Raw genomic sequence first — 19448 nt, 5'->3', positions numbered from 1 at the left:
TTTCCTGGCTCAGAACGCGCGGCTCGCGAGCCAGCCGATGCCGCTGCCGATCGCGAGCCACAGCAGGCGCTGCAGTTCGCCGGACCAGGGGCCGAAGCCGGCCGATGCGGTGGCGGCGCGCACGGGTGCCGCCAGTGCCGCTGGCGCGGAGGCGGTTTCGCGCCGTGCCTCGGGCAGGTCCGCCGCGGCTTCGAGCACCTGCGCCGCGGGCTTCGGCGCGAGCTGCTCATTGAGCGCGAGAAAGAACTCGTCGGCCATCTTGCGTGCCGAGGCATTCACGAGCCGGCCGCCGATCTGCCCCAGCTTGCCGCCGACGGCCGCCTCGACCGTATAGGTCAGCCGCGTGCCGTTGCCCTCGGTGGCGAGCGTGACGCGCGATTCGCCCTTGGCCATGCCGGCCGCTCCGCCGCTGCCCTCGAAGGCGATGCGGCAGCTCTGCGGCTCGACCACGTCGAGCCGGCGGATGCGGCCGCTGAAATGCGCGCGCACCGGGCCGATCTTGGCGAGCAGCCGCGCCTCCATCTCGTTCTCGCCGAGCCGGCGGATCTCCTCGCAGCCGGGCACGCAGCGCGCCAGCAGCTCGGGATCGTCGAGGGCACGCCAGACCGTCTCGCGGCCCGCGGGAATCCACTGTTCGCCTTGCAGTTCCATCCGTCGTCTCTTTCCTCGGTGGCGCACCGGGAGCCGGTGCCGTTCGCATGGGGCGGAGTATTTAACGACTGGTCAATAAGATCATTGGTACTTACCATGAGGTAAATTGCGACCCTCCAACGACAACACCGAAGACAACAGCCGTTTCATGAAAGACGCATCCGAAGACCCGAAGAACGTGGCCGTCAAACCCGCGCGCCAGCGGCTCTCGACCGAGGACCGCGAGCGCCAGATCCTCGACGGCGCGATCGCCTTCTTCTCGGAGCGCGGCCTCGACGGCCAGACGCGCGAGCTGGCGCAGCAGATCGGCATCACGCATCCGCTGCTCTATCACTACTTCCCGAACAAGCGCGCGCTGATCGAGCGCGTGTACGAGGAGGTCTACCTCGAGCGCTGGCAGCCCGAGTGGGAGGAGTGGCTGTCGGACCGTTCCACCCCGCTCGAAGCGCGGCTGGTGCGCTTCTACGGCGCCTATGCGCGCGCGATCCTCACCAAGGAGTGGGTGCGCATCCTGGTGTTCTCGGGGCTGTCCGACGGCTACGTGCCGGGGCAGTACATGGAACTGCTCAAGGAACGGCTGTTCCCGCACATCTGGCGCGAGATGCGCCACGAGCTCGGCCTCACGGGGCGCGCCAAGCCCACCGAGCGCGAGCGCGAGCTGATGTGGGGCATGCACGGCGGGATCTTCTACATCGGCGTGCGGCGCTGGATCTACGCCGAGGCCATGCCCGAGGACCTCGACGCGGTGCTGGCCGACCGCGTGCGCGCCTTCATGCTGGTGGCGCCCGAGGTGTTCGGCCGCAAGGGCGCGAAGCCCTCGGCCTGATCGCGCCGAAGCGGCTGCCGCTTTCAGATGCATTGGTCATAGCCATATCGCAAACGCTTCGTTGGTGAGCGCGCGTCGACTCCCTACAGTGCGGCCTGCACTTTTCACAAGGAGTTACGCATGTCGATCCTGAGCCGCTGGTGGCGAGCCGCCTCCCTTGCCACGCTGACCTTCATCGCGAGCGCCCCCGTGGCCGTCGCCCAATCCACGGCCGAAGCCGGCGAGGCGCTGGTGTCGACCGAGTGGCTCGAGAAGAACCTCAGGAACGCCAAGGTGCGCGTGATCGAGGTCAGCGTGAACCCCGGCCTCTACGAGCGCGGCCACATCCCCGGCGCGGTCAATTTCTCGTGGCACAACGACCTCAACGACCGCGTGCGCCGCGACATCGTGAGCCAGGCCCAGTTCGAGAAGCTGCTGTCGGCCGCGGGCGTCGACAAGGACACCACCGTCGTGCTGTACGGCGACAACAACAACTGGTTCGCGGCCTGGGGCGCCTGGGTGTTCGAGCAGTACGGATTGAACAACGTCAAGCTGCTCGACGGCGGCCGCAAGAAGTGGGAGGCCGAGAACCGCACGCTCGAGAACCGCACGCCCGAGTACGCCGCCACCGCCTTCAAGGCGAGCCGGCCCGACCCGGCACTGCGCGCGCGCCTGACCGACGTGGTGGCGGTGGCCGACGGCAAGTCGGACACGCGCCTGGTCGACATCCGATCGGCCGACGAATACAGCGGCAAGATCTTCGCGCCGCCGGGCGCGGCCGAACTCGCAGTGCGCGCGGGCCACATCCCCGGCGCGGCCAACGTGCCCTGGGGCCGCGCGGTCAACGAGGACGGCACCTTCAAGTCGCCGGCCGAGCTGAAGGCGCTCTACGCCGCCGCGGGCATCGACGGCAGCAAGCCGGTCATCACCTACTGCCGCATCGGCGAGCGCTCGAGCCACACCTGGTTCGCGCTGCACCGCATCCTCGGCTACAAGAACGTGCGCAACTACGACGGCTCGTGGACCGAGTACGGCAACGCCGTCGGCGTGCCGGTGAACAACCCGAGCGGCACCGTCTGGGCGTCGAAGTGATTCGAGGAGAGAAGAAGAACGAGGAGGGTGCGTGAGTCACCAGGAGTTGGGTGGCCGTCCGCCGGAAGCGCGGACGGCATTGGGCGAGCCTTCGGGCTCGTTTTTTTTGGATGGCACGGGCGCGGCGCGCTGGCCCGCGCTGACCACGGCGTCGGTCGTGCTGGTGCTGCTCGCGGCCGGCGTGCACCTGCTCGGCGAGCGCAGCGGCGGCCGCGCGCTGGCCTTCGCGCTGGGCATCGGCGCGGTGCTCGGCATCGTGCTGCAGCGCTCGCGCTTCTGCTTCTATTGCCATGCGCGCGACTACTTCGAGCGCGGCGACGCGCGCGGCCTGCTCGCGATCGTCGCGGCGCTCGCGGTGGGCACGCTCGGCATGCACGTGGTGATGAGCGGCTGGCTGCCGGTGCCGCAGCCGGGCCGGCTGCCGCCCGATGCCCACATCGGCCCGGTGAGCTGGGCACTGGTGCTCGCGGGCCTGGCCTTCGGCGCGGGCATGGTGGTGTCGGGCTCGTGCATCAGCGCGCACTGGTACCGGCTCGGCGAGGGCTCGCCCACCGCGCCCTTCGCGCTCGCGGGCGCGGCGCTGGGCTTCGTGCTCGGCTTCAATACCTGGAACCCGCTCTACAGCGCGACCATCGCCACCGCGCCCGTGCCCTGGCTGCCGCATCACCTCGGCTATGCGGGCTCGGCGGCGCTGCAGCTCGCGGTGCTCGCGCTCGCGAGCGCGCTGCTGTGGCGACGTCTGCCGCCCGCGCGGAACGCCGCGGTGCCCGCGAGCTTCGGCGCCGCGCTGCGCGCGCTGCTGCGGGGGCGCTGGCCCTATGTCTGGGGCGGCCTCGGGGTGGGCGCCATCGCCGTGATCGTGGTGCTGCGGCTGCGGCCGCTGGGCGTGACGGCCGCGCTCGGCAGCGCGGCGCGCGCGGCCGGCGAAGGGCAGGGCCTGCTGCCGCAGCGGCTCGAGGGCCTCGACGGCTTCGCCGGCTGCGTCACGGCCGTGGCGCAGAGCCTGTGGCAGACGCCGAACGCGCTGCTGGTCGGCGGCCTCGTCGCCGGCGCCTTCGCGGCCGCGCTCGCGAGCGGGCAGTTCCGGCCCGCGTGGCCGCGGCCGGCGCAGGTCGCGCGCGGGCTCGGCGGCGGCCTGCTGCTCGGCTGGGGCGCGATGACCGGCCTGGGCTGCACCGTCGGCAACCTGCTGTCGGGCACCATGGCCGGCGCGCTCTCGGGCTGGGTCTTCGGCGCGGCCGTGCTGCTCGCGGTCTGGGCCGGCCTCAAGCTGCGCTGGGGCAACTGAGCGGCATTCCAGGGCCGCGCATATCGAAGCACGCATTCCTTCTTTGTGCCATGCCCGCGCCGTTGATACGGTCGGTCCTCTTTTCTTTCTTTGCAGCAGAGGACACGCGACATGGGCGCCAGGGATTTCGAGCGGCAGCTTCTTTCGGGCGCCGATGGCGGCACGCGCCACGAGGCCGACGTGCTGGTGATCGGCGGCGGTCCGGCCGGCGCCTGGGCCGCGGTGAGCGCGGCCGCGCGCGGCGCGCGCGTGCTGCTGGCCGACAAGGGCTTCTGCGGCACCTCGGGCGCCACCGCGCCTTCGGGCACCGGCCTGTGGCACGTGCCGGCCGAAGGCACGGCGCGCGAGGAGGCCAAGGCCAGCCGCTTCGCGATGGGCGGCCAGCTGGCCGAGCACGCCTGGATGGACCGCGTGCTCGAGCAGACCTGGACCAACGTCGAGACGCTCAAGGAATGGGGCTATCCGTTCCCGGTCGACGACCAGGGCGCGCTGCGCTGCACCTCGCTGCAGGGCCCCGAATACATGCGGCTGATGCGCAAGCGCGTGAAGGCCGCGGGCGCGCGCATCCTCGACCACAGCCCGGTGCTCGAGCTGCTGGTCGACGAGCACGGCACCGTCTGCGGCGCCACCGGGGTGAACCGGCAGAGCGGCGAAAGCTGGGTGGCGCGCGCCGGCGCGGTGGTCATCGCCACCGGCGGCTGCGCCTTCCTGAGCCGCGCGCTCGGCTGCAACGTGCTGACCGGCGACGGCCAGCTGATGGCGGCCGAGGTCGGCGCGGCCTTGTCGGGCATGGAGTTCTCCAATGCCTACGGGCTCGGCCCGGCCTTCTCGTCGGTCACCAAGTCGCTGTTCTACAACTGGGCCACCTTCTACTCGGCCGACGGCGTGGCGATCGAGGGCGCGGGTTCGTCCAAGGGCCGCGGCGTGATCGCGCAGACGCTGCAGGCGCAGCCTGTCTACGCCTGCCTCGACCGCGCCGACGCGCAGATCCGCGCCTGGATGCGCACCGCGCAGCCGAACTTCTTCGTCTCCTTCGACCGCCAGGGCATCGATCCCTTCACGCAGCACTTCCCGGTCACCCTGCGGCTCGAGGGCACGGTGCGCGGCACCGGCGGCCTGCACCTGATCGACGACAGTTGCGCCACCACCGTGGCCGGCCTCTATGCTGCGGGCGACGCGGCCACGCGCGAGCTGATCTGCGGCGGCTTCACCGGCGGCGGCAGCCACAACGCGGCCTGGGCGCTGTCCTCGGGTTTCTGGGCCGGCGCCGGCGCGGCCGACTTCGGGCGCGATGCGCGCGCGCGTTCGCAACGCGCGGCCCTGCGCGCCGGCGGCGTCGCGCTGGCCACGCGCGGCGCGCAGGCCTGGGACAGCCAGGCCGTGGTGCGCGCGGTGCAGGCCGAGGTCTTTCCCTACGAACGCAACTGGTTCCGCGAAGGCGACGCGCTGCGCGATTCGCTCGCGCGGCTCGACGCCCTGTGGGAGCGCCTGCGCCAGGGCGCACCGGCCGCCAGCGCGGCCGACGCCGTGCGCGCGCGCGAAGCGGCCGCCATGCTGGCCACCTCGCGCTGGATGTACCGCAGCGCGCTGCAGCGCACCGAGACGCGCGGCATGCACCGCCGGCGCGAGCATTCGGCCATCGACCCGAGCCAGCGCCATCGCCTGCTGAGCGGCGGGCTCGACGAGGTTTGGGTGCAGCGCCATGCCGTGCAACGGCGCGCCGAGGAAGAGGTGGCCGCATGATCGAGCTCATCAGCGCCGAGCGCTGCACCGCCTGCAACATCTGCGTGAGCGCCTGCCCGACCAACGTGTTCGAGGCCGTGCCCGGCGGCCTGCCGCGCATCGCGCGCCAGGATGATTGCCAGACCTGCTTCATGTGCGAGCTCTACTGCCCCGAGGATGCGCTCTACGTCGCGCCGATCGCCGACCGCGGCGCCACCGCCGAGGAGCGCGACGTGGCCGCCCAGGCGCTGATGGGCAGCTACCGCCGCGACATCGGCTGGGGGCGCGGCCGCCAGTCGACGGCCTCGGCCGACGCCAGCTTCGAACTGCTGCGGCGCGCGCACTGATGGCGGCGCCTGTCGATACCCGCCGCCGGCGGTTGCTGCGCGGCGCCGTCGCCGCAACCGCGGCCACGCTGCCGCTGTTCTCGATCGCGCAGGGCGCACCCGGTGCGGGCGTGCTGCGCCTGGGCTACATCGGTCCGGGCAGGAAGCCCGCGGCCGCCACCGGCTGGGCGCTGCGCCAGGGCCTGTTGCAGCGCGAGCTCGCGCCGCTGGGCTTCAAGGAGGTGGTCACGCGCAACTTCCCGAACGGACCCGATCTCAACGAAGCCTTCATTTCGGGCGTGCTCGACGTCGGCATCTACGGCGACACGCCCGCCGTGGTCGCGCGCTCGCGCGGCCTCGATGCGCGGCTGATCGGCTTCGACACCGTGGGCATGAACGTCTGGCTGCTCACGCCGCGCGACGGCGTGCGCAGCGTGCGCGAGCTCGAGGGCCAGGCCATCGGCGTGGCGCGCGGTTCCTACATGCACCGCTATGTGCTGGGCCTGCTCAAGGAGCACGGCCTGCAGAAGTCGGTGAAGGTGATCCACATGTTCCCGCGCGACGGCGAGGCCGCGCTCGACCAGCGCTCGATCGCCGCCTTCGCGGCCCAGATCGACGTCGGGCCGCTGCTCGCATCGCGCGGCTACCCCGTGATCGACGAGGCCGATCGCCATCCCACCCTGCGCGGCACCTCGGTGATCGTCGCCTCGTCGAAGCTGCTCGCCACCGCGCCCGGCCTGCCGGCCGCCTGGACCCGCGCGCGCCGCGCGGCCATTGCCGAGATGCGCGCCGACAGCGCGGCCTACTACGCCTTCCATGCCGAGGTCAGCGGCTTCCCGCTCGAGGCGGTCAAGGCCTCGCATCCGCTGAGCCAGTACCCCGAGGCCGCCTATCCCGCCGACGGGCTGGGGCTGATCGAGGAGGTGAAGAAGTTCCTGCTGGGGGAGAGGCTGGTGACGCAGGACTTTGCGTTGGCGCAGTGGCAGTGGGCGGGCGAGGGTTAGTGGCGCGGTCGTAGATCCCCGGGTGCGGCCACGCGCAGGCTGGTCCGGAATCTGGTGGCCCAGGCATCGCCCGACAGGATGGGATTTCCCACGATGCCGACGAGCAGGTCGGGCGACAGTTGCATGATGAACCCCTGCTGCGCATTCGTGCCGCCGTACACGTGCTCGTACCGGCTGGTCCTGCCGCGATTCCATTCGCCCTTGTAGACGAACTCCCCCTTCAGGGCGGACTTGCCCGCCAGTTGCGCCGGGTCCATGCGCGTGATGCTTCCGGAGACAGCGTTGGGCAGGTGCCAGCCGTCTTCGTCGGAGAAAAAATCTCCCAGGTCACGCTGGCCCATGTCGTTCAACCGGCCGTGGCCGACGACGACGGTGCCCACCGCGCCCAGGGGCACGGGGCCGAACGCAAGATACCAATCGCAGACCTCGTAGGGCGGCGCGGAGGCATATCCGTCCGTGTGGCACTCGTAGAGATCGCTGTTCTTCGGTTTCGCGATCCAGACCGTGAACTGGCATTCGTCCCCGCCGGATGGGTTCTCGGGATAGTCCGGCCTGCCTATCTGGTAGTGGGGTGCGGGTCCCTGTTTGTTGTCGGCTCGTTCGGGCCGGCCGATCCGGTACTTGGCGGAGAGTTCGAAGGCAACGCCGCAGGAGACCACGGTGTTCACCGGAAAGCCGTCGGCTTGCCCAGTGGCCGGTGCATTGGGAGCCGCGTTGGCTGCAAGTGGGGCCAGGATCGCAACGGCGAGGGCCCAGAGGATGGAAATGACGGTACGCAGGGAACGCATCGGAGCTTCTTCGGATGGGCGATGGTGGCGGCCGCCCGACCATAGCGCGCCGGGTCATCGTCTTCATGAAGCTCGCGTGACACGAACGAGGCTGGCGCAGCCCGTTTCCTCCCCCACTCACGAATGGCAGACCAACCCATCCTTCAGCAACGTGATCTCGAACTGCAGATTCCCCGCACGCGCCCCCCGCGCCTGCGCGAGCGTGCCGTCGGCGCGCCAGCGCCGCAGCGCGGCCGCGATGTAGTCGCGCGACACGGTGTCGCCCGCCGCGAGCCGCACGGCCGCGTCGGCCGGTGCGCGCAGGTCCTGCGCGACCGGCTTGTAGAAGCGCCATTCCTCGTTGCCCATCAGCCGCTCGAGCACCTGCGCGTCTTCGGCCAGCGCCGCGCATTCGCCGGCCATGAAGGCCGAGGCCGCATGCACGGCCGAGGGATAGTTGCGCGGCTGCGCGCCATAGCGCAGCGCCACCGCGCCCGCATAGCCCGAGCCTTCGCCGACGCAGACCGAGGCGCCGCGCAGCGCTTCTTCGTCCTGCACGCGGCCGCGGCGCAGCGCGATGACCTGGCCGCGGCCGGTGTCGTAGCTGCCGGGCGCGGCGTCGATGCCGGCGCCGCCTTCGTCGGTGCGCGCGCCCTGGGCCGGCACGCCGGCCACCAGCAGGTCGACGCGGCCGTCGCGCAGCGCCTCGTCGCGTTCGTCGGGCGCGAGGCCGACCAGCACGGCCTTCACGCCGAGCGAGGCGGCGAGTTCGCGCGCCAGCGTGGCGTCGAAGGCATCGGGTTCGGGCGGCGTGGGCGAGCCGGGCGGGGCAGGGCGCGGATAGCGCCGCACGCCGACGACCAGTTCGCCGCGCGCGATCGCGCGTGCGAGCACCGGGCCCTTGGGCAGTTGATTCAGCGGCGTGGCCAGCGCGGGCACGGCCAGCGGCGGCAGCCATGCGAGCCAGGTCGCGGGGCCCGACAAGCCACGCTCGCGCGGCGCGTTGTCGGCATTCGGCCAGGCACCGCCCGCGGCGGCCAGCGCGGCGACCACCGCGAGCACCGGCCCGGCCGCGACCAGACTGGGCCAGCGGCCGATGCCGTCGAGCAGGCCGGCCACGGCCGAGGAGGCAGAGGAAGAAGGGGGGCGCGGGTTCTCACTCATCGAGGCTCAACCCGCGCCGCCAGCGCAGCAGCCGGCGCTCGAGCAGCGCCAGCAGGTAATTCAGCAGCAGCCCGAGCACCGCCAGCAGCAGGATGCCGGCGTACATGGTCGGGATCTGGAAGGTCTCCTGCGAATTGAGCGTGAGGAAGCCCAGCCCCGAGTGCGCGCCGATCATCTCGGCCGCCACCAGCGCCGTGATGCTGTAGGCGCCCGCGAGCCGCACGCCGGTGAAGATCGAGGGCAGCGAGGCCGGCAGCACCACCTTGAAGAAGACGAAGCGGCGCGAGGCGCCCATCGACAGCGCGGAGTTCACGAGCAGCCGGTCGACCTGCTTCACGCCGCTCACGGTGCTCAGCAGCACCGGCCAGAACGAGGCCCAGAAGATGATCGCCACCTTCGACAGCTCGCCGATGCCGAGGAACAGGATGAAGACCGGGAACAGCGCGAAGGCCGAGGTCTGGCGGAACAGCTGCAGCACCGGGTCGACGATGGCCGCGAGCCGGCGGATGCCGCCGATCAGCAGGCCCAGCAGCACGCCCGCGCTGCTCGCGAGCACCAGGCCCCAGAGGGAGCGCTGCAGGCTCGCGGCCACGTGCTTCCAGAGCTGGCCGTTGTCGAGCAGCTGGCCGATGCTCGCGAGCACGGCCGAGGGCGGGCTCAGGTAGGCATCGCTCACGATGCCCAGGCGCGACAGCGCTTCCCACAACGCGAGGAACAGCACGATGCCGGCGGCGCGTTCGGCGAAGCGGCCCGCGAACCGGGCGAAGCGCGCCAGCGTGCGGCGCGGTGCGGGCGCGGCAGGCGCGCCTTCGAGCACGGCGCTCACGAGACCACTCCTTCGAGGGAACGCGGCTTCAGGCCGACCTGCACCTCGTCCTTCAGCACCTCCCAGGCGCGCTGGCGCAGGGCCGCGAACTCGCTCGAATGGCGCAGTTCGGCCGAGCGCGGCCGCGCGAGCGGGATGTCGATGATCGCCTTGATGCGGCCGGGCCGCTGCGTCATCACGGCCACGCGGTCGGACAGGTAGACAGCCTCCTCGAGGCTGTGCGTGATGAAGACGATGGTCTTGCGGTACTGCTCCCAGATGCGCAGCAGCTCGCCCTGCAGGATCTCGCGCGTCTGCGCATCGAGCGCGGCGAAGGGCTCGTCCATCAGCAGCACGTCGGGTCGGTAGGCCAGCGAGCGCGCGATCGCCACGCGCTGCTTCATGCCTCCCGAGATCTCGTGCGGATAGCGTTCGCCGAAGCCGTGCAGGCCCACGAGCTCGAGGTACTCGTGCGCGGTGCGGCGGCGCGCGGCCTTGCCGATGCCGCGGATCTCGAGGCCCACCGCGATGTTGTCGAGCACCGTGAGCCACGGGAACAGCGCATAGCCCTGGAACACCACGCCCTGGTTGCGGTGCACGCCCGCGACCGGCCGGCCGTCGATGGCGATGCGCCCGCCGGTGCGCTCGGTGAGCCCGGCCAGGATGCCGAGGAAGGTCGACTTGCCGCAGCCCGAGGGGCCGAGCACAGAGAGGAACTCGCCCTCGCGCACGTCGAGGTCGAAGCCCTCGAGTACGCGCACGCGCTCGCTCGCGCCGCGCGCCGCGTAGTCCATGCGCACGTCGCGCGCCGAGATCTTGATGCCGCTCATGCGCGCGCCGCTCAGGTCTTCGCCGCGGCGGGCTGCGAGGGCGCCTGCGCGTAGGGGTTGAACTCGTTGGTGTAGACGTCCTTCACCGCCACCTTGCCGGCCGGGATCTTGCCCTCTGACTGCAGGATGTCGACGTAGTACTCGATCGGCGGTTCGGTCACCACCAGGTCCTCGACGTAGGCGTAGCGGTCCACGTTCCGCAGGTCCATGTTGATGCGCTTGGCGACCAGCTTGCGCGCCTCCTCGGGATTCGCATTGACCCAGTTGCCGGCCTTGGCCAGCGCCGTCACCACGTCGCGCACAGCCTCGGGATGCTCGCGGATGAAGCGGCCGTGCGCGCTGTAGGGCGCCATGCCGCCGAGGCCGCCGTCGAGGTCGAAGTCGCTCCACAGCCGCACCAGCGCGTCGGCATGGTCGGCGCGGCCCGAGAAGGGCGCGTGGATGATCGCGAGGTCGGTGTTGCGCGTGACCAGCGTCTGCTCGGCCTGCTCGTCGGGCACCACCACGAAGTTGATCCTGTTCACGTCCACGCCATGCTGGCGCAGGTACTTCTTGGTCACGAACTCGGCGCAGGCGCCGAAGCTGTTGAAGCCGATGGTCTTGCCCTCGAGGTCCTTGGGCTTGAGGATGCCCGAGTCCTTGCGAACGAAGTACTTCATGTGCGGGGCTTCCTGCAGCGTCTTGCCGCCGGCCGCCACCACCTTGAGGTCGGCGCCCGAGGCGATGGCCGAGATCACCAGCGGCACCATGCGGCTGCCGAAATCGATCTCGCCGGTGCCCACGAGCGGAATGATCTGCGGCGCCGCGATCTTGCCCACGTACTGCGGCCGCGTGTTCGTGCCCTCGAAGTAGCCGAGCTGGTCGGCCAGGTAGATCAGGTCGAACGAGGGGTTGTCGGGGTACTTGAACGCGACCTTGTCGCCGGTCTTCCTGACGATGGCCGGCGCGTCGGCCGAAGCGGATTTCGCCTCGTCGCGCGAGCAGCCCACGAGCGCGGCCGCGCCGAGCCCGCCGAGGCTGCCCACCGTGCCCAGCGAGACGAGGGTTTGCAGCAGGCCGCGGCGCGAGGGCGCGCGCAGCGCGACGGTTGCGGGTTCGCGGGAGGGGGAGAGCTTCTCGATGGACATGGCGACCGGCAGCGGAACTGCCTCTGAACAGGGATGGCCGATGCTAGGAAGCGGCCGGTGCCGGACCAACGAAGAAATCCATGCATGGATATGCAGGGAGTGGGGAAGCCCCTTTTCGCCTCCGGGCTCGATCGATCAGCCGGCCTCGCGCGGCGGCCGTTGCGCGCGGGCACTGGCGAGCCTCGTCCTCGCCAGTGCCAGGTGAGCGATCAGGAAAGGGAGGGGCATCAGGTAGAGGCTCCAGTTGCTCCTGATCGCCTGCTGCAGCGGCGTGAGTTCGATCAGGTGCGGGTAGGCGGCCGCCCGTGCGATGGAGATCGCGTAGTAGGCACAGCAGACATACACCCTGGTGGCTGCGAACAGTCCGTTCAAGACGACGATGTAGATGCTGGATAGCCTTCTGTCACCAGCCACCAGACCGAACGCGAAGCTGTATGCCGCCACTTGAAGGAGCGAAATGCCAAGGATGAGGGGCCACCAGCCGCGCGCGTCCACGCTGAAGTGACAGGCGATGGCTGTTTCGACGATGGCGCCGATCGAAAGGATGGCCAGCGGCAGAGCGACGTTGCGATATCTCATGGTGGGGCGGTTGTACCGGCTGGCGTGCTCGCACCGCGGATCGCGCTGTTGAAGTATCGATTTCCAGCACCGAGGGTCGCAGCGACGGCTCGAACCGAGGTGCCCTGGATTGCTTGCGAAAATGCGGCATGCACAGCCTTCTCGCTGCCGACCCGGCAGCCGTTTCTTCCGCCCCCGACCCCCTCGCACTCCAGACGCTGCTCGAGCAGCGCGGCTCGACCCGTGGCTTTACCGACCAGCCCCTGCCCGAGGGCTGCCTCGAGCAGCTCCTGGTCCAGGCGCGCCGTGCCCCCAGCGGCGCGAACCTGCAGCCCGGCGAGTTCGTCTCGCTCGAAGGCGATGCCCGCGCGCGCCTGAGCGCGGCGCTGGTGGGCGCATTCCGCAACGGCGAGCAGGAAGCCGAGGACTACAGCTACTTTCCGCGCCCGATGCCCCACAGCCTGCGCCGGCGCCAGGTCGCGGCGGCACAGGCGCTCTATGGCGCGCTGGGCGCAGCACGCGAGGACCGGGCCGCGCGCGATGCGCAGTTCGAGCGCAACTTCCGTTTCTTCGATGCGCCGGTGGCGCTGCTGGTGCTGATCGATGCGCGCATGGGCAGCGGTTGCTACATGGACCTGGGCATGTGCCTGTTCGGTCTGATGATGGCTGCGAGCGCGCAGGGCATCGGCAGTTGCGCCATCGGCGCGATCGCGTCCTATCCGGGCCTGGTGCGTTCGACGCTGGGGCTGGGCGATGAGCACCACATCGTGTGCGGCCTGGCGCTGGGCTATGCCGATCCGCGGGCGCCCGAGAACGCGGTGCGGACCGCGCGGCGGCCGCTCGACGACTTCTTCCGCGTGATGCGCTAGCGGCTGGAGCCTAGAGCCGCTGCACCAGCCCCGCCGCGCCCAGGCCACCCGCGCCGGCAATCGCCGCGAGGCCGTGCGCGCCCGATGGGGCATCGTGCGCCATGTCGGCGAGCAGGCGCACCAGGCTGACCGCGCCCGAGGCGCCGATCGGATGCCCGCGGCCCAGGCCGCCGCCGCCGCGGTTCAGGCGCGAGGGCTGCAAGCCCAAGGCCTGGATGAAAGACAGCGCCTGCACGGCAAAGGCTTCGTGCAGCTCCGCGCCCCACAGCGCGCCCGCATCGAGGCCGGCACGGCGCAGCAGCGCTTCGGCGGCGGTGGAGGCACCGAGCATCGGCATCTCCGGTGCCACGCCGATCGAGGTGCCGCCCAGCCAATGGAAGCGCGGCGCGATCTTCAACGCGGTCGCGGCCTGTGGCGTGGCGAGCAGCACGAAGGCGGCGCCGTCGGCGCGCGGGGCGATCGCGAGGCGGCTGACAGCCATCTCTAGCGCAACGACCGGGTCGGACAGCGTGTCGGCGACGGCCTCGATCGGCATGCGGGCCATGCGCGAGGCCGTGAGTTCGCGCGCATAGCTGTCGTGCGTGGCATCGCCGATGGGCACGATCTCCTGCGACATGCGTTCGCGCCATGCGAGCGCCTTCGCATGGCTTTGGGCCGCGAACTCATCCTGCCGCGCGCGACCGATCGAATGCAGCGCGGCATGGCGCGCGGCGGCGAGCAGCAGGTCGGGATCGCGCGCCGGGTCGGGCGCGAAGGCGGGGCGGTCGTAGGGCACGGGTGCCTCGCCGGCATCGCGCGGGCGATGCTGGCGGATGGGAGCGCGGCTCCAGGCCTCGACGCCGCCGGCGATCGCGATGGCGGCATTGCCGCTGGCCAGCAGGCCGGCGGCCAGGGTCAGGGCATCGAGACCGGCGCAGCACTGGGTATCGACCGACAGCGCGGCGACGTGGTCCGGCAGGCCGGCGGCCAGCGCGACCATGCGCGCGGGATTGCCGCCCGCGCCGAGCGCGTTGCCGGCGACGACCGCATCGACCGCCTGCGCCGGAACGCCGGCGCGCGCCATCAAGGCCCGCAGCACCGGCGCGCCGATCTCGTGCGCCGCCAGCGCGCCGAGCGCACCGCCGACCGGCACCACCGCGCTGCGGGCCCAGCCGAGGATCACGGGCGGATTCACAGCCGTTCCCATGGCGCCGCCGATGTGTCGGCCAGTCGCCGCGCAAGGGCCGCGTGATCCGTCTTGCCGCTCGGCGTGCGCGGCCAGGCGTCGACGCGGTAGAAGCGCCGGGGCAGCTTGAAGGGCTCGAGCCGGTCACGGCACCAGGCCTGCAGTTCCTCGCGCGAGAGCGGTGCCGACAGCGCCAGCAGGGCCACAGCCTCCATGCCGCGCAGCGGATGCGGCAGCCCCTGGATCGACGCGGCCGCGATGGCCGGATGCCCGGCCAGCACGTTCTCGACTTCCTCGGGGAACAGGTTCTTGCCTTGCACGAGCAGCATGCGTTGCTGCCGGCCGACCAGGTGCAGGAAGCCTTCCTCGTCCACATGGCCCATGTCGCGCACCGAGAGCCAGTCGCCGTCGCGCAGCACCGCGGTGCCGTCTTCCTCGGCGGTCAGCGTCACGTAGTCGCTGAACACCATGGGGCTGCGCACGTAGATCAGTCCGGGCAAGGGCGGCTCGATCCTGAGTTCGACGTTGGCGAAGGGCCGGCCGACCACGTCGTCGGGCAGGGCCTCGTCGCTGTCGGCCCAGGCGATGAACGAGGTTTCCGACGCGCCATAGAACTCGACGATGCGGGCCTCGGGAAACAGCGCGCGCAGCGCCGCGGTGCGCGCGCGCGGCCACGGGGCGCCGCTGACCATCACGAGGCGCGTGCCCGTCACGGGCGCCAGGCCATGGCGCTGCGCATGTTCGAGCATCAGCAGCAGCTGGCTGGGCACGGCGACCAGGCTGCCCGCGAGGCCGCGCTGCAGCGTCTCGAGCGCGGCGGCGGCCGAGAACTGGCGCTGCAGCCGCATGCCCGCGCCGGTCCACAGGCCCAGCAGCGCGCCGAACAGGAACAGCGAATGCGAGAGCCGGCCCGGCACCAGCACGGTGGTGCCGGTGGCGGGGCCGAAGCTTTGCACGCAGATCTCGAAGCTGTGGGTCCACGATCCGTGCGTGCGGCGGAAGCCCTTGGGCACGCCGGTGCTGCCCGAGGTGAAGCCGATGTAGAAGGGGGTGTTCGCGTGCGCTTCCTCGATGCCGGCGGCCGCGCCCAGGTGCCGCGCCATGCGCGCCTGCACCTTGTCCCGCACGGCCTCGGGCCAGTCGGGATCGCCGACGGCCGCGGCGCGGTTGCTCGCGAGGATCGCGAGGAAGCTCGCGAGCTGGTCGGCCGGCGAGGCGCTCGCGCTGGCCCAGGCGACCGTCGGCGTGGCAGCGGCGTCGAGCGCGGCGGCTTCCGTCGCGACGCGGGCCGCGAGCGCGGCGAAACTCAGTCGCGTGTGGCCATCGTCGAGCGCGAGGGCATCGGGCGTGTGCCGCGCCCACCAGGCGAGCGGCGCGTGGACGGTCCGGAAATCGGGCGCCGGACCGGTCATCAGTCGCGATCGAGCCGCCAGCTCGGCAGGCCGCGTGCCACGGTCTGCACCACCAGCGCGCAGACCACGCATTTGACGAGGTCGCCCGGTACGAAGACCAGGCTCGCGAGCGCTGCCTTCTGCAGCGGCAGGTGGGCCACCAGCGACAGCCCCGCGATGCCGAACAGGTAGACCACGACGATGCCGCCGATGAACGAGGCGGCCAGCGCCGCGGCGAACAGGGCGCGTCCGCGCGCGGCGGCGAAGCGCCGCATGACCCAGCCGCACACGAAGGCGCCGAACAGCCAGCCCACGAGGAAGCCGGCGGAAGGCGTCACGAACGCGCCCGGACCGCCCCGGCCACCGGACAGCAGCGGCAGGCCGAGCGCCACGCCCACGAGCAGCAGCGCCACCGCGAGAAAACCGCGGCGCGGGCCGAGCAGGCAGCCCGCGAGCATCACGCCGAGCGTCTGCAGCGTGATCGGCACGCCCAGGGCCAGGTCGATGCGCGGAACGGCGCCCAGGGCGGCGATCAGCGCGGCGAAGAGCGCGACGTAGGACAGCGTGCGGGAGGAGGTGATCGGGGTGGAGGTGGACATGGAAATGGGATGTCGGGGAAGGTCGTGCCACGGGCCGTGGCCCTGGCTTCCTTGCGTGGCGGACGGGCCGCGGGTGGCTGGGCCTTCACTGCCTGCACGGGGGGCGGGCAGGAGGCGTCCGAGAGCGTAACACCGTCGCCGCCAGGCCCGCGCTGGTACCCTGTCCGTCCGACTTCAGACTCAGGCGCGAGGAGGCGCCGCCCCATGAAACAACAGATCTCGCGGCTCTCGCCGCATCAGAACGGCAAGGTGTTCGGCGTCATGATGGCGGTCACCTCGCTGGTGTTCATCGTGCCCTTCGCGCTGCTGTTCGCGCTGGTCCAGCCGGCCGGCAAGAGCGGGCCGTCGATCCTGGTCCTGCTGCTCGCGCCGGTGATGTACCTGGTCTTCGCCTACTGCGCGGTGGCCGTCGGCTGCCTGATCTACAACTTCCTGCAGAAGTTCGTCGGCGGCATCGAGTTCGAGACCTCGACCGACCTCAACGCGCGATAACGGCTCGGGCGGCCCCGGCAGCCGAACGCGGGCGTCAGGCCTTGTCGGCCTCCGACTTCTTGTCGATCGCCGCCTGCAGCTCCCTGGCATAGGCCAGGAGCTGGTCGCGCATCGCATCGGCGCCCTGCAGCAGCGCGTCCGACGTGGGCTGGCCCAGCAGGATGCCCGCCTGCTGGTTGCCGAAGCGCTCCATCCGGTCGAACAGCAGCCTGGGATTCGGGTGCGAGGACATCAGGGCCAGGCAGAAGCTCTTGAGCGCGGCCACTTGTCCCTGGAGGTAGTCGAGGCGTTCTTTGTCGGTCATGGGAGAGGCGTGCGGTTGCAAAGGAGCCGTGGTGGACTCGGGCGGGGACCCCGGGGTTCCGGGTCCGGCGACGGGCCGCATTATGAGCCGCCGGCCGGCATGGCCGGATGACGGGCGCGCCGCCTACGCGAGGCCGCGCCAACTGCTGCCGCACGCGGGCGCGGGGCACACGGAGACTTTGCCGTCCCTTCCCGCAACCCCCCAGCCCGATCACCCACACGCCATGGCCGACACCCCTCACGTTCCGACCCCCCTGACGGTGCTCGAAGGCACCGCGCACCCCCTCGGCGCCACCTTCAACGGCGACGGCGTCAACTTCGCCGTGTTCTCGGCGCATGCCACGCGGGTCGACGTCTGCATCTTCGACGAGGCCGGCACCACGCAGGTCGGCTGCGTCACCCTGCCCGAGTACACCGACGAGATCTGGCACGGCTTCGTGCCCGGCCTGCAGCCCGGCGCGCGCTACGGCCTGCGCGTGCACGGTCCCTACGAGCCCGAGAAGGGCCACCGCTTCAACCACCACAAGCTGCTGCTCGATCCCTATGCCAAGGCCTACATGGGCGAGCTCAAGTGGGGCCCCGAGCTGTTCGGCTACACCGTGGGCCATGCCGACGGCGACCTGAGCTTCGACGAGCGCGACAGCGCGCCGCTGGTGCCCAAGTGCGTGGTGGTCGATTCGCGCTTCGAGTGGACGCAGACCGACGCACTGCGCGTGCCCTGGCCCGAGACCGTGTTCTACGAGACCCATGTGCGCGGCTTCACCATGAAGCATCCGCAGGTGCCCGAGCAGTTCCGCGGCACCTTCGCGGGCATGGCGCGCGACGAGGTGCTGGCGCCGATCCGCGCGCTCGGCGTGACCAGCGTGGAACTGCTGCCGGTGCAGATGTTCCTGAACCAGTCCTCGCTGCTCGAGAAGGGCCTGACCAACTTCTGGGGCTACGACACCATCGGCTTCTTCGCGCTCGACCCGCGCTACATGGACGGGCCGCAGATCGACGAGTTCAAGCACATGGTCGACCGCTTCCATGCGCACGGCCTCGAGGTGATCCTCGACGTGGTCTACAACCACACGCCCGAGGGCAACGAGCTCGGCCCGACGATCTCGTTCAAGGGCATCGACAACGCGAGCTACTACCGCCTGCTGCCCGACACGCCGCGCTACTACATCAACGACACCGGCACCGGCAACACCGTGAACCTCAGCCATCCGCGCGTGCTGCAGATGGTGACCGACAGCCTGCGCTACTGGGTGACCGAGATGCGCGTGGACGGCTTCCGCTTCGACCTCGCGACCATCCTCGCGCGCGAGCCGCACGGTTTCGACGAGGGCGGCGGCTTCCTCAAGAGTTGCCGGCAGGACCCGGTGCTCTCTAGCGTGAAGCTGATCGCCGAGCCCTGGGACATCGGCCCCGGCGGCTACCAGGTCGGCGGCTTCCCGCCGGGCTGGGCCGAGTGGAACGACCAGTTCCGCGACACCGTGCGCGCCTGGTGGAAGGGCGAGGAGGGCATGGCCGGCAAGCTCGCGCAATGCCTCACCGCGAGCGGCGAACGCTTCAACCACCGCGGGCGCCGGCCCTGGGCCAGCGTCAACTTCATCAGCGCGCACGACGGCTTCACCCTCGCCGACACCGTGAGCTACAACGACAAGCACAACGAGGCCAACGGCGAGGACAACCGCGACGGCCATTCGGACAACCGCTCGTGGAACTGCGGCGTCGAGGGCCCCACCGACGACGAGGCCGTGCTCGCGCTGCGCGCGCGCCAGCAGCGCAACCTGCTGGCCACGCTGCTGCTGTCGCAGGGCACGCCGATGCTGCTGGCCGGCGACGAGTTCGGCCGCACGCAGCAGGGCAACAACAACGCCTACTGCCAGGACAACGAGATCTCGTGGGTCGACTGGGCCACGGCCGGCGGTGAAGCGGGGCGCGCGCTCGGCGAGTTCGCGGCCCGCCTGCTCGCGCTGCGCAAGGAGTTCCCGGTGCTGCGGCGCAACCGCTTCCTGGCCGGCGCCTGGTTCGAGGACATCGGCGCCAAGGACTCGACCTGGTTCACGCCGTCCGGCGAGGAGATGCAGCCCTCGCATTGGGACGACCCGCAGACGCGTTCGTTCGCGCTGCTGCTCGACGGCCGCGCGCCGGTGTCGGCGATTCCGGTGGCGGCGCACGATGCGAGCGTGCTGCTGGTGTTCAACGCGTGGCACGAGGCCGTGCCTTTCACGCTGCCGGCCGCGCCGGCCGGCGCGTGGACGCTGGTGCTCGACAGTGCCGACCCGGCATTGGGCGTGGGCGATGACGCGGCGCGTGGCGACTATCTGGCGACGGGGCGCTCGGTGCTCGTGTTCGCGAGCCGCTGAGTCCGTGGCATTCCGGTGACGGAAGGAAGGACCGCGCGCGCCCTCGCGGGGACGCGCGAATAGCACTTCCACGCCCGCGCGGCGCGGTGAAAACCCTCGGTAAAAAAATCGCATCCGGTTGAACTTCCGGCCCGTA

At 71.1% G+C, this 19448-nt stretch carries 20 protein-coding genes; 9 read left to right on the top strand and 11 right to left on the bottom strand.

The features are described from left to right. Positions 1-9: 9 nt before the first annotated feature. Positions 10-651 (bottom strand): CoxG family protein, encoded by a 642-nt coding sequence (locus tag KV106_RS14815; RefSeq protein ID WP_261210872.1) that lies wholly within the window; start codon positions 649-651, stop codon positions 10-12. A 148-nt stretch (positions 652-799) separates the two neighbouring features. Here KV106_RS14815 and KV106_RS14810 point away from each other — a divergent pair, with 148 nt between their 5' ends. The 6 genes from KV106_RS14810 to KV106_RS14785 all read left to right on the top strand — a co-directional run bounded on the left by KV106_RS14810 (position 800) and on the right by KV106_RS14785 (position 6888). After that, on the top strand, positions 800-1477 hold the full coding sequence (locus KV106_RS14810; RefSeq protein ID WP_261210871.1) for a TetR/AcrR family transcriptional regulator: 678 nt from the start codon (positions 800-802) through the stop codon (positions 1475-1477). A gap of 120 nt (positions 1478-1597) precedes the next feature. Continuing rightward, positions 1598-2548 (top strand): sulfurtransferase, encoded by a 951-nt coding sequence (locus KV106_RS14805; protein ID WP_261210870.1) that lies wholly within the window; start codon positions 1598-1600, stop codon positions 2546-2548. Between the two features lie 106 nt (positions 2549-2654). After that, positions 2655-3836, top strand: a complete 1182-nt coding sequence (locus KV106_RS14800) for a YeeE/YedE thiosulfate transporter family protein (RefSeq protein ID WP_409976525.1) — start codon at positions 2655-2657, stop codon at positions 3834-3836. 111 nt (positions 3837-3947) lie between these two features. After that, positions 3948-5579: an FAD-dependent oxidoreductase gene (locus KV106_RS14795; RefSeq protein WP_261210869.1), complete on the top strand. Its 1632-nt coding sequence runs from the start codon at positions 3948-3950 to the stop codon at positions 5577-5579. Then, entirely contained in the window at positions 5576-5905 is a 330-nt protein-coding gene (locus KV106_RS14790; protein WP_057594253.1) for a 4Fe-4S binding protein, read from the top strand. Before KV106_RS14795 ends, KV106_RS14790 begins: the two co-directional genes overlap by 4 nt. Further along, positions 5905-6888 carry an ABC transporter substrate-binding protein gene (locus KV106_RS14785; protein ID WP_261210868.1) on the top strand — a complete coding sequence of 328 codons (984 nt, stop codon included), beginning with the start codon at positions 5905-5907 and terminating at the stop codon, positions 6886-6888. The genes KV106_RS14790 and KV106_RS14785 overlap by 1 nt, the downstream gene beginning before the upstream one ends. Here KV106_RS14785 and KV106_RS14780 read toward each other — a convergent pair. From KV106_RS14780 to KV106_RS14755, 6 genes are all read right to left on the bottom strand, one after another. After that, positions 6885-7676, bottom strand: coding sequence for a hypothetical protein (locus KV106_RS14780; protein ID WP_057594251.1), 792 nt, complete (start codon positions 7674-7676; stop codon positions 6885-6887). The genes KV106_RS14785 and KV106_RS14780 overlap by 4 nt on opposite strands. A 117-nt stretch (positions 7677-7793) precedes the next feature. Next, positions 7794-8819 carry a substrate-binding periplasmic protein gene (locus KV106_RS14775; protein ID WP_261210867.1) on the bottom strand — a complete coding sequence of 342 codons (1026 nt, stop codon included), beginning with the start codon at positions 8817-8819 and terminating at the stop codon, positions 7794-7796. Next, positions 8812-9645, bottom strand: a complete 834-nt coding sequence (locus KV106_RS14770) for an ABC transporter permease (RefSeq protein WP_409976524.1) — start codon at positions 9643-9645, stop codon at positions 8812-8814. Before KV106_RS14770 ends, KV106_RS14775 begins: the two co-directional genes overlap by 8 nt. Continuing rightward, complete coding sequence (locus tag KV106_RS14765; protein WP_261210866.1) at positions 9642-10454, bottom strand: ABC transporter ATP-binding protein; 813 nt, start codon at positions 10452-10454, stop codon at positions 9642-9644. Before KV106_RS14765 ends, KV106_RS14770 begins: the two co-directional genes overlap by 4 nt. Positions 10455-10465: 11 nt before the next feature. Continuing rightward, positions 10466-11581 (bottom strand): ABC transporter substrate-binding protein, encoded by a 1116-nt coding sequence (locus KV106_RS14760; protein WP_261210865.1) that lies wholly within the window; start codon positions 11579-11581, stop codon positions 10466-10468. Positions 11582-11716: 135 nt separating this feature from the next. Beyond that, positions 11717-12160, bottom strand: coding sequence for a hypothetical protein (locus tag KV106_RS14755; RefSeq protein ID WP_261210864.1), 444 nt, complete (start codon positions 12158-12160; stop codon positions 11717-11719). 128 nt (positions 12161-12288) lie between these two features. On the opposite strand from KV106_RS14755, the gene KV106_RS14750 reads away from it, so the two are divergent. Then, positions 12289-13008: a nitroreductase family protein gene (locus KV106_RS14750; RefSeq protein WP_057594247.1), complete on the top strand. Its 720-nt coding sequence runs from the start codon at positions 12289-12291 to the stop codon at positions 13006-13008. A gap of 10 nt (positions 13009-13018) precedes the next feature. On the opposite strand, the gene KV106_RS14745 is transcribed toward KV106_RS14750, so the two are convergent. The 3 genes from KV106_RS14745 to KV106_RS14735 are packed head-to-tail and all read right to left on the bottom strand — an operon-like array spanning position 13019 to position 16163. Next, positions 13019-14182, bottom strand: coding sequence for a thiolase family protein (locus tag KV106_RS14745; RefSeq protein ID WP_261211034.1), 1164 nt, complete (start codon positions 14180-14182; stop codon positions 13019-13021). After that, a complete protein-coding gene (locus KV106_RS14740) occupies positions 14179-15585 on the bottom strand; it encodes an AMP-binding protein (protein ID WP_261210863.1) in 1407 nt (468 codons plus the stop codon). Before KV106_RS14740 ends, KV106_RS14745 begins: the two co-directional genes overlap by 4 nt. Continuing rightward, positions 15585-16163 (bottom strand): biotin transporter BioY, encoded by a 579-nt coding sequence (locus tag KV106_RS14735; RefSeq protein WP_057594244.1) that lies wholly within the window; start codon positions 16161-16163, stop codon positions 15585-15587. Before KV106_RS14735 ends, KV106_RS14740 begins: the two co-directional genes overlap by 1 nt. A gap of 204 nt (positions 16164-16367) precedes the next feature. On the opposite strand from KV106_RS14735, the gene KV106_RS14730 reads away from it, so the two are divergent. Continuing rightward, complete coding sequence (locus tag KV106_RS14730; RefSeq protein ID WP_057594243.1) at positions 16368-16655, top strand: hypothetical protein; 288 nt, start codon at positions 16368-16370, stop codon at positions 16653-16655. A gap of 34 nt (positions 16656-16689) precedes the next feature. On the opposite strand, the gene KV106_RS14725 is transcribed toward KV106_RS14730, so the two are convergent. Further along, positions 16690-16959, bottom strand: a complete 270-nt coding sequence (locus tag KV106_RS14725; protein WP_057594242.1) for a hypothetical protein — start codon at positions 16957-16959, stop codon at positions 16690-16692. Between the two features lie 223 nt (positions 16960-17182). On the opposite strand from KV106_RS14725, the gene glgX reads away from it, so the two are divergent. Further along, the gene (gene glgX / locus KV106_RS14720) at positions 17183-19312 is read left to right on the top strand and encodes a glycogen debranching protein GlgX (protein ID WP_261210862.1); all 2130 of its coding nucleotides are present in this window, start codon (positions 17183-17185) and stop codon (positions 19310-19312) included. The last annotated feature ends 136 nt before the right edge of the window (positions 19313-19448 follow it).

The organism is Variovorax endophyticus (assembly GCF_025376855.1).
Classification (GTDB): Bacteria; Pseudomonadota; Gammaproteobacteria; order Burkholderiales; family Burkholderiaceae_C; genus Variovorax.
Note: the sequence above shows the minus strand (reverse complement) of the source record. Positions and strands in the feature narration are given on the sequence as shown.